Below are 17,163 nucleotides of genomic sequence, written 5' to 3' on the forward strand. Positions count from 1 at the left end.
TTAAGAGAATAAAGTCTCGTGTATAATTTCAGCTACAGTTGGATGCGGATAGACATGTTTACGGAACTCTTCTACAGTGCTACCGTTTTCTATCGCAATTCCGGCCAACAGAATTAATTCAGATACCGGATTACCCAACATATGGCATCCTATAATGCGATCGCTATCGTCTACTATGATTTTACATAGTCCGCTTCCTGTTTCATTTTCTGCAATAAATCGCCCTGAATAGGCCATCGGTAGTTTGAGCACACGGAAAGGTTCACCCTTTGCAGTCAGCTCTTCCTCTGTTTTTCCTACTCCTGCTATCTCGGGATTTGTATATACTACACTTGGGATAGCCTTATAACTCATTGTGTCATCCTCGCCAAGGATATGACTGATAGCTACTTCTCCTTCTCTGATGGCTGTATGGGCAAGCAACGAAAAGCCGGTAATATCTCCTGCGGCATATACACGAGGATGGCTGGTTTGCATATACTCATTAACCTTCACTCCGTTTTTGAGAAGCTCCACGTTTAAAGTCTCCAGTCCGAATCCTGTGGTAATAGCTCTACGTCCCACACTTACCAGTATCTTTTCAGATTCAATTGTTTGAGTCTTTCCATTTTTCTCTACAATTACACCTTTCTTGGTAACTTCTGTAACTTTGGTATTCAGATGGAATTTAATTCCTCTCTTGGCATAATCGCTGCGAAGCATGGCTGATGTTTCTTTATCCATTACTCCGAGTATTTCAGGCATCATTTCTATAACATTCACTTCTACGCCCATGCTATTAAAGAAAGATGCAAATTCGATACCAATGACACCGCCTCCAATGATTGCGAGTGATTTTGGTAAGTCATCAAACTCTAAGGCTTCTTTCGATGTCCAGTAATTTACTTCAGACAACCCCTTTATCGGAGGTATAACAGTTTCGGAGCCTGTGCATAATAGCAAATATTTTACTGAATAGGATTCCTTACCACTCGAAATGTTGATCTTATTATCCTTCTCCCCGTTGATGGTTGCTGTATCTTTAACTACAGTAACACCGTATGATGATAATTTAAAGCTGACTCCCGCCGTTAATTTTTTTACGACTTTATCCTTTCTATCAATTATTTTTGATACATCGAAAGAAGGGGCGTTGTCTAATGTAATTCCGTATTTGCTTGCATTTTTTATGCTATCCAGTGTTTTGGCTGAATATAAAAGTGTTTTTGTGGGGATACATCCTTCGTTGAGACATACACCTCCGATGTACTTCTTTTCAAAAAGGACAGTTTTTAATCCGTTCGATGCAGCTATTTCGGCTGCATTATACCCTGCCGGACCTCCACCGATAATTGCGATATCAAATTCCATAGTCTATCTATTGATTGTTAGTTGTCAAAAAAGTTCGTTTTGTAATGTGTATATTACACATCACCCTATAAACAAATGAGAACAAGATAAGTTTTATCGATTTTAACTATTACTCTTATAGATAATCAATATGAGGTGTTTCTATAAGAAAAAAATGGTATCTGTACTTAGTTTTAGGATTGTAGGGGTATGGATTAAATGTGTTTAATTCTTTCTTTTTAATATTTTTTTACTCTTTTCAAATAAAAGAATAAATATCCAAAATTATATTTTTTGAGAGTTTTCTTATGAGCTTTATAAAATCAACCTAAAATGATAAAAGAAAAAGAGGCTATTCTATATAGAATAGCCTCATATTATCTGTCAGCTGTATGTACTGTTATCCGTTTACTTTTTTCATTGCAGCGATAGAATCCAATACTTTACAAGAGAATCCCCATTCGTTATCGTACCACGCTACTACTTTTACAAATGTAGGACTAAGCATAATTCCCGCTTTTTCGTCAAAAATAGCAGTGTTCGGATTGCCTATCATATCAGACGATACAACTTCGTCGGCGGTATATGCCAAATAACCCTTTAATGACCCTTCCGAAGCCTCTTTCATTGCTTTACAAATTTCTTCGTAAGAAGTCGGTTTAGACAAACGTGCAGTCAGGTCGACAACAGAAACATCAAGAGTTGGCACGCGGAAAGACATACCGGTTAGTTTTCCGTTGAGCTCAGGAATCACTTTACCTACTGCTTTTGCGGCTCCTGTAGTTGAAGGGATGATATTACCCGAAGCAGCACGTCCTCCTCTCCAGTCTTTCAACGATGGTCCATCTACTGTTTTTTGAGTGGCAGTGGTTGAGTGTATAGTACTCATCAAGGCTTCTTCTATGCCGAACTTATCGTTCAGTACTTTGGCTACCAATGCCAGACAGTTAGTGGTACATGATGCATTGGATATGAACTGAGTGCCTTTCACATACTTGTCGTCATTTACACCCGGAACAAACATTGGAGTATCATCCTTAGATGGGCCCGACATAATTACATATTTTGCACCTGCTGCAATATGTGCTTGAGCTTTCTCCTTCGTAAGGAATAACCCTGTAGATTCTACTATATATTCAGCTTCAACCTCATTCCATTTCAGATTAGCAGGATCTTTTTCTGCTGAGATGCGGATTGTATTTCCATTGACAACAAGTTTGCCGTCTTTAGTCTCAATAGATCCATCAAATTGTCCGTGGATGCTATCATATTTAAGCATATAGGCTATATATTCAACATCCATCAAATCGTTGATACCAACTATTTGTATATCACTTCTGCTTTGAGCAGCTCTAAACACCAAACGTCCGATACGTCCAAAACCATTAATACCTACTTTAATTGCTTTCATAATGAATTGGTTTTTAAATGATAAAATATCTTGTTCTTTTTAGTACTACAAAGATACATTATAATATCTTTGTCTGAAATGACAAAAAATATACAAATCCTGCCAAGTCGGATTGATTTTACTAAATAATACTTATTTTTAGATTCTAAAATAAAAAACAGATGAGTAAACAGTTAAGAATAAGGCATATTGTGTTTCTGGTTCCTCCCAACTCCACACTGTTGACTATGGTTGGCCCATTGGAGGTATTTACCAAAGCAATCGAACAGTTTGATATGGTAGATAAGGATATTGATTTCACGTATCAGACGCATGTCGTATCTATGGGTAAGGGAAGGCAGATCGATACATCTTCGGGTTTATCGATATTAAGTGAAGGATGCTATACCGAGATAGATTATCCGATTGACACGCTTATTGTAACAGGATTGGCTCGCCATCTTGAGGATAACCTGAAGGATGAGATGATAGAATGGATCAAAGATCAGGCAAAAACGACCCGTCGGATATGTTCGGTCTGTTCGGGTGCTTTTATTCTTGCCGAAGCAGGATTGTTGGATGGGAAAAAAGCAACTGCCCATTGGTCGAGAAATGAAGCGTTGGAACAGATGTATCCTTTAGTAAATGTGCAGATAGCACGTATTTTTATTAAGGATGGAAATATTTATACAGCGGCAGGTATTACCTCCGGCATGGATTTGGCTTTGGCTCTCATCGAAGAAGATCTGGGACAGTCGTTTGCCTTGCATATTGCTCGCTGGTTGGTCTTGTATCTCAAACGTCCCGGCAATCAGGCACAATTCAGCTCATATTTAGATTCTAGATTGATCGGTAACCCAACTATCCGAAGGGTTTGCGAATGGATACTTGAACACCTGAGAGAAGACATCACGGTAGAAAAAATGGCAGAATATGCGGCAATGAGCCCTCGTAATTTTGCTCGTGTCTTTGTGCGCGAACTACGTGTAACCCCAGCGAAGTTTATCAATAAGCTGCGTGTGGAAAATGCCAGTCAACATCTTATCGAAACGCAATTATCTCTTGACGAAATAGCCGATAATTGCGGACTAAAGACAGGTGAAAATCTTCGCCGTCAGTTTATAAGCTTTATGGAGATAACTCCGGCTCAATATCGGAAAAGCTTCCGATCTTCTTGGGCGGACGTTGCTGTGTAGTAGATATTGGAGATTTATTGAATCCCTATGGACAGAAAGTTTATAGGGATTTTTTATTTTAGAAAGGATGCTTCATAGCGTTAATTGTAGTATTCTGTTTTAGTCTTTATCATGTCGTTTTATTGAATTGGCAAATGAAGAAAATGTACTATTCTTTTGCACAAACTTTCGGTTGTAAATTTTGCCTATATAATTCTGATTTTAATTATTATTTTTGCTATACTTCGTTATCTTTGTAGTACATGTGGTGAATTCCATCTGTTTTTTGTGCCTGTCATCGGGTGAATATGACATAATGATATTTAGCCCGGTTATTCTTAAAATCGAAATATTATCAATTTATTTTATATCATGAAAACAAATAGGAGAGACTTTTTTAAAATTTTAGGAAGCGCAGCAGCTCTTACTATTATCCCTCGTCATGTGATGGGTAGAGGCTACATTGCTCCCAGCGATCAGCTGACTAAGGGAATTATAGGAACAGGCAGCATGGGGCGTGGTCATGTGAATTACGCAGGCACAAGGTTGGTTGCTGTATGTGATGTGGATAAGAAACATCTGGAGTTGGGGAAACACCTTGTAACTGATAATATTGCAGCATATCACGATTTCCGCGATTTGATATTAGACAAAAATGTTGACATTGTTCATATAGCAACACCTCCCCATTGGCATGGTATAATGTCTGTGGAGGCGGCCAAGGCCGGAAAAGATATTTGGTGCGAGAAACCCATGACCCGTACCATAGGAGAAGGAAAGCGTGTGATGGAGGCCGTTAAGCAATATGGATCGAAGTTTCGTTTGAATACATGGTTTCGTTTCACTGATAATTTTTATGGATTGGGAACACCGGTTCGCCCGCTAAAGAAGTTGGTGCAGAGCGGTATGCTGGGTTGGCCATTAAAGGTTACGATCAGCAGGCATACAGGCTTCGACTGGAAATTCTACTGGGTAGGAAAAGAAAACCTTCAGCCGGAGGCTATTCCTGCCGAGCTTGATTATGATATGTGGCTTGGCCCGGCACCGTACAAGCCTTATAATAGCCATCGTGTACACCAAACGTTCCGTGGGTATTGGGATTACGACGGAGGCGGTTTGGGTGATATGGGACAGCATTATATCGATCCTGTACAATATTTTCTTGGCAAAGATCATACCAGCCCGGTGAAAGTGGAGGTGGATGCGCCACAACAACATCCCGATGCAATAGGTACATGGCGCTCTATCACATATACTTACGATGATGGTTGCCAGATCGTACTGTGGGGTGATGATTATGGAGATCCTAACACGCCGTATATATCAGGGCCAAACGGTAATGTTTATAAAAATTTTGTTTGTGATATACCTTATTGGGAAAAGAAACTAGCTGCCTATCCGGAGCCTGAAGAACAGGTTACAGATTTCATCGAAAGTGTGAAAACGCGCAAACAGTTTGCCCTTAACGAGCAGAATGGCTTCCGCTCGTCTACAATAGTAAATATGGGAATTGTAGCGTTGAGGCTAAATCGTACGCTGCATTTTGATTCCGTAAAACTTGAGTTTGTGAATGATGATGCGGCTAACCGTTTGCTTGACCAACCAATGCGTGCCCCTTGGAATATTTAACCTGTACTATCAAAAACAAACAAGATAACAATATAATCATGAAAAAAATATACTCATTATTAGGCGTATTTCTGTTTTGTTCAGTGATGATATTTGCACAATATCCGACAAACAGAACGGCTAAAACCATTGTTGCTGATGTTTTGGCGCAAATGCCGGCTCAGCAAACTGAACAATATTATGCCCAGATAAAAGATTTGGCTTCTACAGGAGAAGAAGGTGTTTTACTGTTGGTAAAGATGATGAATCCTTTAGGTAAAGGAGCTAACTCGCAAGTAGAATTTGCATTAAGCGGACTTTCTCACTATGTTTCTGCCGAAGGGATGGGAGATAAAAGACAAGTGGTCTCCGGAGCTTATCTCAAAGCCCTTGATATGGTAAGTGATCGTGAGATCAAAGCTTTTATTATCAGACAACTTGAGCTGATAGGTAAGGATGAGGCTGTTGCTAAGCTTGCTACATATCTTGCTGATGAGTCTCTCTGTGGTCCTGCTGCCGCAGCTTTATCGGCGATCAACACGCCGTCGTCACAAAAAGCGTTATTGAATGCTTTAAGTGCTTCTGCCGACGATAAGTCTTCGGAAAGTATTATTTTGGCATTAGCTAAACTGAAAGTAACCGATGCCGAAAATTCACTAAGGCGTTTATTGGATACCAATGATACAGACAAGAAGAAAACTGTATTGTATGCATTAAGCCAACTTGGATCAAAGGCTTCTTTGCAGGATTTAGCTCTTGCAGCCGAAAAAGACAATTATACAATGGGCAAAAGTGGTGCTAACGAAGCTTATATTGCCCTCATTAAACGTGTACTCACTCAGGGAGATAAAAAAGAGGCAGAAAAAGCAGCCTCAGATCTGATGAAAAAATCAGAAAAAGCAGGGCAAACACAGACCCGTTCAGCAGCATTGCAAATACTGATGGAGGTGAAGCCTGCAAATGCCTTGCAGCAACTGCAAAGTGCACTCAAAGACGACAATCGTAATTACAGATATGCTGCGTTGACATACGCTTCTGACTATGCAGATCGCAAAATGTATGCGGAGCTGATTAAATCATTGAAAAAGGCAAAATCTGATGCACAGTTGGATATTCTCAACTGGCTCGGGGAGGAATCTGAATCGCAGAATAAACGAAACGAAATAAAGCCTTTGATCATTGAACCTGCAATTGGTTTTTTGACGGCAGGTAGCGCTGATATGAAAAAATCGGCAGCAAATATACTGGCTAAGACCGCAGATCCGAAGGCGATAGCAGCTCTTGCTTATTTATTGAACGATGCCGATCCTAAAACGGTAGCGATAGCCAAAGACGCATTATCGGCTACAAATGGAGATGTTGCTTCTGCCGTTGTTCCTGTAATAGCAGGAGCAAACGCAGCCGGAAAAGTAGCCGGATTACAGTTGTTGGCTGAGCGCAAATCTTCGGCTAATATAGCTACAGTGCTTGAACAAATCAATTCTACATCGCCGGATGTGCAGACTGCTGCATATAAAGCTCTCAAAGATGTGGTTTCGGCAGAAAACTTAAACCAGTTGTATGCTCTTCTTGAGGCTGCTTCTTCAGAAAATGTTCCTTATGTTCAGCAGGCGATTGCAAGTGCTCTCCAATCATATCCAAAAGAAAAACAATATGATGTCATCATGGCTCGTATGGGGCAGGTGGGAAACGATAAACAGTATTTATATTATCCTGTGCTATCAAAGACGGGCGATGAAAAAGCATTAAGCTTTATTGTCGATCGTTTCAACAAAGAAAGTGGAATGGTAAAGGATGCCGCTTTTCAGGCATTATCAGATTGGAAAGATATCGATGCTGCGGCTGAGTTGCTTGCTATTTGCAAAAACAGAGCGGATATCCTGTATTTCGACAGGGCAATTAACCGATATATCCAATTAGTCGCTAATCCTAAGCTTACAGGAGAAAACAGGCGTTTGCTTCTTACCGATGCTTTGGAAATAGCACGCACTGATGGGCAAAAGAATAGTATTTTGTCTCAGTTGGGTAATACAGGTTCTTATCTGGCTTTGCTATGTGCCGGACAATATTTGGACAGTAAGCCTTTGCAACAGGCTGCAGCAGATGCAGTGGCTAAAATAGCTTTAGGCAATAAAAATTATACAGGTAAGGTGGTAGAGGAACTGTTGAACAAGGTAATAGATGTATTGAGCAATGCTGACGCTGATTACCAGAAACAGGCTATCCGCAAGCATCTGAATGAAATGCCGAAAGAAGAAGGATTTGTTTCTATTTTCAACGGAAAAGACTTAGATGGATGGAAAGGAATTGTAGAAAATCCGATAGTCCGTGCGAAAATGAAACTGGCTGTGCTGGCTAAAAAGCAACAAGCAGCCGATAAGGTAGCGGCAGAACATTGGAAAGCTGAAAATGGAATCCTTGTCTTCGACGGAAAAGGAGGAGATAACCTTTGCTCTGTGAAACAGTATGGCGACTTTGAAATGTATGTTGATTGGAATCTCGATCCTGCGGGGCCTGAGGCAGATGCCGGAATTTATTTGCGGGGAGTTCCTCAAGTGCAGATATGGGATGTATCACGTGTAAATGTAGGAGCACAAGTAGGATCGGGCGGATTATATAATAATGAGAAAAATCCAAAAGACCCATTGACTCTCGCCGATAATAAATTGGGAGAATGGAACACGTTTTATATTAAAATGGTAGGAGACCGTGTTACTGTAAAATTGAATGGAGTATTGGTCGTAGATAATGTGATTCTTGAAAACTACTGGGATCGTAGCCAGCCGATTTCGCCTATCGAGCAGATAGAATTGCAAGCTCATGGCAGCAAAGTATATTATCGTAATATATATGTCAAAGAATTGGAGAGGTCTAAACCTTTTGAGCTATCGGCAGACGAGAAAAAGGACGGATTCAAAATTTTGTTTGATGGTACAAATATGCACCAATGGACAGGAAATACAACCGATTACCAATTGCAGGACGGCTGTATAGCCCTCGATCCGAAAGGTGGTCATGGCGGAAATCTTTATACAAAAGATGAGTTTGCAAACTTTATATATCGTTTCGAGTTTCAACTTACTCCAGCGGCTAACAACGGGGTCGGTATCCGTACACCGATGGGTGTGGATGCTGCGTATGATGGCATGGAAATCCAGATCTTAGATCATGATAACCCTGTTTATAAAGATATCACACCGTTGCAAGTACATGGTTCGGTGTATGGCATAATAGGGGCAAAACGTGCTAAGTTCAAACCGATGGGCGAATGGAATGAAGAGGAGATAATCGCAAATGGTAATCATATAAAGGTAACGCTTAACGGAGAGGTTATTCTGGATGGAGATATCAAAGAAGCAACCAAGAACGGAACAGCAGACGGGCATCAGCATCCGGGATTGTTCAATCCGAAGGGGCATATAGGCTTCTTAGGGCATGGTTCGCCGGTTAAGTTTAGAAATATAAGGATTAAAGAACTAAAATAAGCTTTTTAGCAGGATAAAATAAGAGACTGCCTGAGTAGAGTTTTTCATCATCTCTCAGGCAGTCTCTTTTGTATTTAAGTTTTTCCAAATTATCTTATATAAAGGCTTTTAGGTCTGAAAGAAGATAGGGGAGAGTGACAGGTCAAAAGAGCTGCTAAAAGTGTCACTTTTGTCACCTTTTAGGGGTTAAGTAGTTGTAGTATAGTGTAATGTGTTTTTATGGAATTGTCACCTTTTGTATCTTGGTTGGGTTTACATTTTTATTATGCCTATCTTTGCAGCTATTTTGTGAAAATCATGGTAATTGAAGTATTTGAAAAAGAAATAAGAGACATAAACGATACACCGATTGTACAACAAACAGCCTTTTGGTCTGAGGTGAAGAGTCATCAGGGATTGGGAACCAAAGCTTTCGACTTTAAGGTAAAGAATAGAGATATATACACAAATGTAGGGGGACACTCATATACTAATGCTGATGTACTGGTACTACAAAAGCCTTTAAACTCGGAATATAGCATGGCCTATGTACCTTATGGCCCCGAGATAGAGCCGTCTGAAGAATTTCAGGGACGTTTTTTAGAGGAGTTGTCTGAAATAATACGTTCTCATCTGCCTAAGAGTTGTATCGCTATCCGCTACGATCTCAACTGGCAATCGCACTGGTGCGACGAGAGCAACTATGATGACCAAGGAGTATGGATTGGGCCTCCCGAAAAAAAATATCAGGAGTTTCAGTTAAACTATGGTACAGTAGAGTGGAATCTGAGGAAGAGCAATTCCGATATCTTACCATCTACTACTATATATCTTGATCTGAGTCTGTCGGAAGATGAGATTCTGATGCAAATGAAACCCAAGACACGTTACAATATACGTCTGGCCGAAAAAAAAGGTATTCGTGTCAATCGGGTAGGGTTGGATAAGATATCTATCTGGTACGATCTGTATAAAGAGACAGCTTTACGAAACGGACTATATATAAATAATATAGAGTATTTCACATCGGTGTTGACTGCAAAAGCAGATGATACTGCATCTCCGGCTCGGGTTGAACTCCTATTGGCAGAACACGAAGGTGAACCTTTGGCTGCTATATTTCTTGTCATGTCGGGGCATAGAGGGACATATCTATATGGAGCTTCATCTTCTCGCAAGAGAAACTATATGCCGACTTACGCACTCCAGTGGGAAGCTATAAAAATAGCGAAGGAATATGGTTGTACCGAGTACGATATGTTTGGCGTTTCACCGGGACCTGATCATTCGCATCCCATGTATGGACTCTATCAGTTCAAGACCGGATTTGGTGGAGAGCTTTTTCATCATCTGGGTTGTTGGGACTATCTGCTGGATGAAGAAAACTACCGCTATCTTTTGATCAGTGAGATGAATGCACAAGGCTACTACTTGTCTTGACGCTCTCTAATTATTCTTATTTAAGGGTAAAGATATCTAATATAGATTAGTTTCTTCTCGTATTGTTTCTGATGCGAGGAGTAATATTTTGTATCTTTATATTTATTCAAAAAATAAAAAGGATTATTATGTTTACCATTTTTGAGACTTATCCTTGGTTGTTGCCTGTGATGATTTTCTTTGGCCGTATATGTGATGTAACGCTAGGTACATTGCGTATCATCTTTGTATCGAAAGGTGAAAAATATAAAGCACCGATTGTGGGCTTTTTTGAAGTCTTTATCTGGGTTGTTATTATTTCTCAGATATTCTCCCAAGCCAATAGTCTGGTTGCTTATGTTGCTTATGCTGCCGGTTATGCCGCTGGTAACTATGTCGGTATCTTGGTTGAGAACAGGATTGCCTTTGGGTATCAGTTGCTGCGTGTATACACCAAGAAAGAAGCTTTGGAACTCATAAAAATGCTGAATAGTAAGGATATCGGAGCCACCTTTGTGAAAGGAGAAGGAGCTGTATCTCAGGTTCATATTGTGGAGATCGTCATAGGACGCAAATCATTGAATGAAGTTATAGGTATAATCTCTGATTTTGATTCGAAGGTTTTCTATTTGGTCGAAGATATCAGGTATAAGAAAGAGGGGATATTTACATTGAAAAACTTTGCCAGGAAGTAATATAAAAAAACCTGCCGATAAGATAATCGACAGGCTTAGTAATGTAGTGAAAACTAAGACTCCATTACAAGTCTAATTCTTTATATAGCGAAGTGTCTCCTTCGGCTTAGATAACGACGGTGCTACAGATTCATCCGAAGTTCCCCATGATTTGTTCGGGTTGCTACCCAATACAAACTTGATGTCGGCTCCGTTCTTTATATCGTCGTAAGTAATATATGTCTTGTTATATTCTTTTCCATTGAGGAACATAGCCTGTATATAGACGTTTTGCTTACTGTAATTCTCGGTGGTCATAGATATCTTCTTTCCATTAGCCAATGTAAGTTCTACAGCCTCCAGTCCCGGAGAACCTATCGCATAGATATTGCTTGACGGACATGTAGGATAGAATCCCATGCAGTTGAAGATATACCATGCCGACATTTGTCCGCAATCATCATTCCCGCTTAGGGCATCAGGCTTATTGCCATAGAACGTATCAAGTACATAGCGTATCTTTTCCTGTGCCTTCCAAGGTTGTTTGATATAGTTATAGAGATATATTATCTGGTGACAAGGTTCATTGCCATGCCAGTATGCACCAATTCGCCCTTGAATATCATGTGCACCCGGAATATCGTCAGGCAGTTCCATTGTGAACATAGAGTCGAGACGCTGTTCAAATACATCACTACCCATCTCGTTTATATATCCTTGTACATCCTGAGGTACATACCATGTATATTGATAGGTAAACCCTTCGGTAATATCTCCCCATCCATGAACAGATCCCGGGCCTGTATAGGCTATCGCATCGAATGGTGTTCGCCAGTTACCATGAGAGTCGCGTCCTCTCATAAACTTGCTTTCCGGGTCTATCAGGTTTTGATAAGATAGAGAACGATTAAGGAAATATTTATAGTCTTCTTCCTTTCCTAATTTCTTGGCAGCCATAGCTACGCAATAATCGTCATAGGCGTATTCCAATGTCTTCGAAACAGACTCGCGCTCTTTATCGAAAGGTACCCAACCCATAGCAGTGTATTCCGGTAAACAATCATAATGTGGGTTCATCGCTGTCGTTTTCATTGCTTCATACGCACGTTCGTAATCAAAGCCCTTGATGTCTTTTACTATAGCATCGGCAATAACCGAAACTCCATGATAGCCTATCATACACCACGTCTCATTTCCGTAGAAAGACCAGATAGGCAACATGTGCTCTACACTCTGGTCGTAATGAGCCAGCATGGAGTTGATCATGTTTGCATTTCTGTCAGGGTTCGTCAGGTTCAAAAGAGGGTGTTGGGCCCGGTATGTATCCCATAATGAGAACACGGTATAGTTGGTAAACTTACTATCGGTATTACGGATATTCGAATCGTGTGCCCTGTATTTACCATCTATATCTTCATATATAAAAGGATGTAGCGAGGCATGATATACAGAGGTATAGAATGTTTCCAGCTGCTCTTTAGTTCCTTTTACTTTGTACTTATTTAGTTCTTTAGCCCAGAGTATTTCACCCTTCTTTCTGAGGCTGTCAAAGTTGAGATTGTCGAGTTCTTTCAGATTTGCAAAGGCTCCTGATGTGCCGGTGGAAGAGATCGCAACTTTTACTTCTATCTCAGCTCCTTGCGTAGCATCAAAATCAAGCCATCCCATAATTTTAGTACCATAGGCTACTTTATCGCTACGGAAGCGTTTTGTATCATAGATTACGGGCTTGCCGTCTTGCATGATTCCTGAGCGTTTGAATGGTTTGGAAAACTGTGCTACAAAATAAACATAGCGTTCGGGTCCCCATCCATTAACCAGCTTAAATCCGCAGATGGTTGAATCATTTTCTATTCTAAATTGTGACCATGCTGTTTTAAACCATTGTACATGATCCATATCTATCATCACAAAAGCACTATCTGTTTTGGGAAATGTGAATTTGAATATTCCGGATCGGATACCGGAAGTCATTTCTGCTTTCACATCATAGTCCAACAGGTCTACAGCATAATAATTGGGTGATGCCCATTCCTTATCATGGCTATATCGTGATCGGTACCCTTCGTCGGGGTTCTCGTGTGTGCCCGCAGTATATTTCTTTGTGCCTGTACCGGGGATAAATAAGAAGTCTCCCAGATCAGGGATTCCTGTACCACTAAGATGTGTAAGGCTGAATCCCATTATTGTCATATGGTTATATTTATAGCCCGCTGCAGCATCGTAATAGTCACAATCGGTATCGGGACTTATTTGTATCCCTCCAAAGGGAATCTGGGCTCCCGGGTATACGTTACCAAATCCGGATGTTCCAACAAAAGGATTGACATAGGTATTTAAAGTCATATTTACAGCCATGTCTTCTGTTGGTGTCTTCTGACTACATGATAAGACTGTGAGATGTATAATAAGAATGGCAGCGGCCCGAAACAGTTTATTCATAATCTTCGTAATAAAGTTGAGAGTTTGTTTGCTATGGAGTTTGGATATGTATTGTCCCAAACTCCAGACCTAGCAAACGGAATAAATAGATGACTCTTATCTTAGCGTAACAAGTTATTTAGAAAGAGAATATGGCTTTTCGTCTTCATTGAAGAGCCTTTTTTTGTTTGGAGTTGATGACATTTCGAATGTAAGCTCTGCTCCATTTTTGATATCATCATAATTGATATAAGCTTTTGTATACGGTTTGCCGTTTAGCTTTACCGATTTTACATAGCGCATTTTATCACTTACTTTATCTGCTTTTATTTCCAGGTATCGTCCTTCTCCTAAGTTTACCTTCATGTAAGGAAAATAAGGAGTTCCCAGAATATATTGGTTTGTACCCGGACAAACAGGATAGAATCCCATCGCTGAGAATATATACCAAGCTGACATCTGTCCGCAGTCATCATTGCCACAAAGACCATCGATGCTATTGCGATACATACGATTCATAATTTCCCGTACCCAGTACTGTGTTTTCCAAGGCTGTGAAGTCCAAGCATATAAATATGCTATGTGGTGACTTGGTTCATTTCCATGTACATAATTACCCATAACGCCTTCGCGGGTAACATCTTCTGTTTCTGCGAAAAACTCATCAGGTAAGTGCATGGTGAAAAGTGAGTCGAGGCGTTGTATAAACTGTTTGTCGCCACCCATTTCTTTGATAAGCCCTTTTACATCATGCGGAACAAAGAATGAATAGTTCCATGAATTGCCTTCTATAAAACCTTCTCCATGCGTGCTCAGCAGGTTGTATGATGTTTTCCACTCACCGTTGCTTAAACGAGCACGTACAAAACCTATTTGATGATCGAATACGTTTCTGTAATTCAAAGCCCTTTTCTGATAAGCATCTACTACAGATTGGTTACCTATCTTTTTAGCTGTATTGTATATTGTCCAATCATCGTACGAATATTCAAGTGTGATGGACGAGCCACTTCCATTTTTGTCAACAGGGACATAGCCTAGCTTTTTGTAATATACTGTACCATCATAATAATCGAGGTTAGAACTGCTTATCATCGCTTCCAGCGCTTTGTCTTTGTCTATGTTCAAACCCTTATCCAAAGCATCTGCTAAAACAGATACAGAGTGATAGCCGATCATGCACCAGTTTTCGTTGCCCATATGAGACCAAACAGGTAATGCTTTGTGAACGCTTTGTTCGTAGTGAGCGATCATCGATTTTACAATGTCGGTGCTTCGCTCTCTATTGATAAGATTGAATAATGGGTGGAGGGCCCTAAAGGTATCCCATACAGAAAAGATAGTATAATTAGTAAAGCCTTTAACCTGATGTATGTTATGGTCTATACCTCTATATTGCCCATCCACGTCCATATATACTGAAGGATTGATCATCGTGTGATACAATGATGTGTAGAACATTGTTTTCTTATCAATGTCTCCTGTTATATCTACTACGTTCAATTCTTTGTTCCATTTTGCTGTTGCTTCTGCGGCTATCTGGTCGAAAGATTTTCCTTTCGTTTCAGCCTCAAGATTTTTTATTGCTCCTTGCGTACTCACTGCCGACAAAGCTACCTTTATAACAAGAGGAGCCGAAGCATTATTGTCGAATTCGAGATGAGTAACAATCTTTCGTCCGGCTATTTCAGGAAAATTATTCTGTAAGTCAAACTTTCTCCAGAATCCTGAGTATTTAGGTTTTTCTTTATCTACATACCCATATTTTTTTATTGGCTTAGATAAAGAGATCGCAAAGTAGGTATAGTTTTCTCTAGCCCAACCATTCGTGATGCGATAGCCTGTTATGAGGGTGTCGTTCTCAACTCTCAGGCTTGCCCAAAGTACTTTTCCGTCATAGTTATATATTCCGTGTGTAAGATCCAATAATATTTTCTGGACCTCTCCCTCGGGGTATGTGTATTTATGTACGCCAACACGTTCTGTTGCTGTTAGCTGTGCTTTTACTTTATAGTCGTCGAGGACAACTTCATAATATCCGGGACGTGCCTTTTCTGTATCATGCGAATAGCGTGAGCGATAGCCTGAATCTGGTTTGTCGGCAGTGCCGGGATTAAATTTGAGTGGTCCTGTTACGGGTACGATTAAAATATCTCCTAAGTCGGAATGTCCTGTCCCACTAAGGTGTGTATGACTAAACCCTACAATGGTTTTGTCGTCGTGCTGATATCCGGCACAATATTTATATGTGTCTTTCTGATATACACCGTTTATACTATGAGGTATAGTATCCGTGTCCGGGCTTAACTGTACAATGCCATGAGGAACGCAGGCTCCCGGGAACGTATGTCCCATCTTTACAGTGCCAATCATGGGGTTGACATACGATGTCTTCTCTTGTCCGGATACCATACCACACAGAATGTATAAAGAAAAAGTGAGGACAATTTTGTTGAATTGCATATTATTTTTTAGCGTTATTAATTAAATATTCCTGATATTCATTCCACATGCCTTCGATGCTCGCTTCGGGTCCAAAAACTTTTTTGATAGCACCATCAAAGCTCCATACATCCATATCTCTTACTGTAAGGTGAAATTTACGGATTGCATCCGGGTCTTTAGTGGTGAGCCACTGTATAAAAAATCCTGTGGTGCGGTAACCATCCATCCAGTTGCCTCCGGGTTTGCGTGTACTCATATCAAACAGTCCTGCTTCGGCTCTTACTGCATCGGCGATGCCTTCGATACATGCCCAGAAAGTTTTATTATTGCCGTAGTTTCCAATGCCTTTTGGTTCAAACTGGTAACCATGCGTCAATTCGTGATAAAGAACGCCACGTGTTTCGAAATCTAATTTATGTAATGATTCTTTAGCCGACTTTTCTATATGCTGTGTACTATACACTATATTTATGTTGGGAGAACTGCCTCCTTTAGCCGAAACTCCGTTGTAATCTTTCAGTGTATAGTCTATTTCCTGTACATCTACCATTGGATCATTAGCTGTATAATACAATATTTCGGCAACCTTTTGGGTATGGTATTTTACATACTCGTCAGGATTCTGCACTAGCTGATGATATATCTTATTACCTTCAGTATCGGGATCGAGAGACTCAAATACTACTTTGGGATATTTGAAGTTTTCCCAACCAGCTTTTAGGTTTTTATTTGATAATACAACTTCAGCAATCTTCAGTGTGTCATTGTTGGAAGTTTTGGCCTCCAGCATATAATATTTGTATGTTGCAGGCTTTTGTACTACACATAATATCTCCTGAAAACGTGAGCAGAAAATCTGATCTTTTCTCTCATCTACTATTGTCCATTTTTTTCTATCATTCGATCCTTTTATAGTCCAGTTGGTAGGATCATAAGCAGGGAGCTCCCCTGTAGAGTATATTTTATAGCTTAACACAGGCGTGGTATATTCTGTATCAAATACAATTTGATTCAGTTGCCTTTTTCCTGTATAAGATGTTGTAAGGTCATTATCCAACAGTTCTTTCGGATTTGTTGATAATGATTGGCTTTGACATGCTAAAAAAGGAACAAGTAGAACAGATAATATTAGCTTTTTCATTATATTCTGTCAATTGTTTTGAGAAATAAAAGAGATACTTGTTTTCGTAATTTATAGTTAAACAACCTGCAATTCCTTTATTGCAATGGGAATTGCA

At 40.0% G+C, this 17,163-nt stretch carries 10 protein-coding genes; 5 read left to right on the forward strand and 5 right to left on the reverse strand.

The features are described from left to right. Complete coding sequence (lpdA, locus tag BGO84_RS11380) at window positions 1-1,350, reverse strand: dihydrolipoyl dehydrogenase (protein ID WP_291029296.1); 1,350 nt, start codon at window positions 1,348-1,350, stop codon at window positions 1-3. A 379-nt stretch (window positions 1,351-1,729) separates the two neighbouring features. Next, window positions 1,730-2,740, reverse strand: coding sequence for a type I glyceraldehyde-3-phosphate dehydrogenase (gene gap / locus BGO84_RS11385; RefSeq protein WP_291029298.1), 1,011 nt, complete (start codon window positions 2,738-2,740; stop codon window positions 1,730-1,732). A 161-nt stretch (window positions 2,741-2,901) separates the two neighbouring features. Here gap and BGO84_RS11390 point away from each other — a divergent pair, with 161 nt between their 5' ends. From BGO84_RS11390 to BGO84_RS11410, 5 genes are all read left to right on the forward strand, one after another. Continuing rightward, window positions 2,902-3,915 carry a GlxA family transcriptional regulator gene (locus BGO84_RS11390; RefSeq protein ID WP_291029300.1) on the forward strand — a complete coding sequence of 338 codons (1,014 nt, stop codon included), beginning with the start codon at window positions 2,902-2,904 and terminating at the stop codon, window positions 3,913-3,915. Between the two features lie 351 nt (window positions 3,916-4,266). Further along, complete coding sequence (locus BGO84_RS11395) at window positions 4,267-5,523, forward strand: Gfo/Idh/MocA family oxidoreductase (RefSeq protein WP_291029302.1); 1,257 nt, start codon at window positions 4,267-4,269, stop codon at window positions 5,521-5,523. Between the two features lie 38 nt (window positions 5,524-5,561). Beyond that, complete coding sequence (locus BGO84_RS11400) at window positions 5,562-8,987, forward strand: family 16 glycoside hydrolase (RefSeq protein ID WP_291029304.1); 3,426 nt, start codon at window positions 5,562-5,564, stop codon at window positions 8,985-8,987. 297 nt (window positions 8,988-9,284) lie between these two features. Then, a complete protein-coding gene (locus BGO84_RS11405) occupies window positions 9,285-10,406 on the forward strand; it encodes a peptidoglycan bridge formation glycyltransferase FemA/FemB family protein (protein WP_291029306.1) in 1,122 nt (373 codons plus the stop codon). Window positions 10,407-10,534: 128 nt separating this feature from the next. After that, window positions 10,535-11,080 (forward strand): DUF5698 domain-containing protein, encoded by a 546-nt coding sequence (locus BGO84_RS11410; protein WP_291029308.1) that lies wholly within the window; start codon window positions 10,535-10,537, stop codon window positions 11,078-11,080. A gap of 72 nt (window positions 11,081-11,152) precedes the next feature. On the opposite strand, the gene BGO84_RS11415 is transcribed toward BGO84_RS11410, so the two are convergent. The 3 genes from BGO84_RS11415 to BGO84_RS11425 form a co-directional block, all read right to left on the reverse strand. Further along, window positions 11,153-13,501 (reverse strand): GH92 family glycosyl hydrolase, encoded by a 2,349-nt coding sequence (locus tag BGO84_RS11415; protein WP_291029310.1) that lies wholly within the window; start codon window positions 13,499-13,501, stop codon window positions 11,153-11,155. A 114-nt stretch (window positions 13,502-13,615) separates the two neighbouring features. Beyond that, window positions 13,616-15,943, reverse strand: a complete 2,328-nt coding sequence (locus tag BGO84_RS11420) for a GH92 family glycosyl hydrolase (protein ID WP_291029312.1) — start codon at window positions 15,941-15,943, stop codon at window positions 13,616-13,618. A gap of 1 nt (window position 15,944) precedes the next feature. Next, complete coding sequence (locus BGO84_RS11425; protein WP_291029314.1) at window positions 15,945-17,066, reverse strand: basic secretory protein-like protein; 1,122 nt, start codon at window positions 17,064-17,066, stop codon at window positions 15,945-15,947. Window positions 17,067-17,163 lie beyond the last annotated feature (97 nt).

It is taken from the genome of Dysgonomonas sp. 37-18, assembly GCF_001899125.1.
In the GTDB taxonomy this organism is placed as follows: domain Bacteria; phylum Bacteroidota; class Bacteroidia; order Bacteroidales; family Dysgonomonadaceae; genus Dysgonomonas.

Excerpts from the sequence above, each read along its gene's own strand:
- lpdA (WP_291029296.1), bottom strand. The coding sequence starts at position 1,350 with ATGGAATTTGATATCGCAATTATCGGTGGAGGTCCGGCAGGGTATAAT.
- gap (WP_291029298.1), bottom strand. The coding sequence starts at position 2,740 with ATGAAAGCAATTAAAGTAGGTATTAATGGTTTTGGACGTATCGGACGT.
- BGO84_RS11390 (WP_291029300.1), top strand. The coding sequence starts at position 2,902 with ATGAGTAAACAGTTAAGAATAAGGCATATTGTGTTTCTGGTTCCTCCC.
- BGO84_RS11395 (WP_291029302.1), top strand. The coding sequence starts at position 4,267 with ATGAAAACAAATAGGAGAGACTTTTTTAAAATTTTAGGAAGCGCAGCA.
- BGO84_RS11400 (WP_291029304.1), top strand. The coding sequence starts at position 5,562 with ATGAAAAAAATATACTCATTATTAGGCGTATTTCTGTTTTGTTCAGTG.
- BGO84_RS11405 (WP_291029306.1), top strand. The coding sequence starts at position 9,285 with ATGGTAATTGAAGTATTTGAAAAAGAAATAAGAGACATAAACGATACA.
- BGO84_RS11410 (WP_291029308.1), top strand. The coding sequence starts at position 10,535 with ATGTTTACCATTTTTGAGACTTATCCTTGGTTGTTGCCTGTGATGATT.
- BGO84_RS11415 (WP_291029310.1), bottom strand. The coding sequence starts at position 13,501 with ATGAATAAACTGTTTCGGGCCGCTGCCATTCTTATTATACATCTCACA.
- BGO84_RS11420 (WP_291029312.1), bottom strand. The coding sequence starts at position 15,943 with ATGCAATTCAACAAAATTGTCCTCACTTTTTCTTTATACATTCTGTGT.
- BGO84_RS11425 (WP_291029314.1), bottom strand. The coding sequence starts at position 17,066 with ATGAAAAAGCTAATATTATCTGTTCTACTTGTTCCTTTTTTAGCATGT.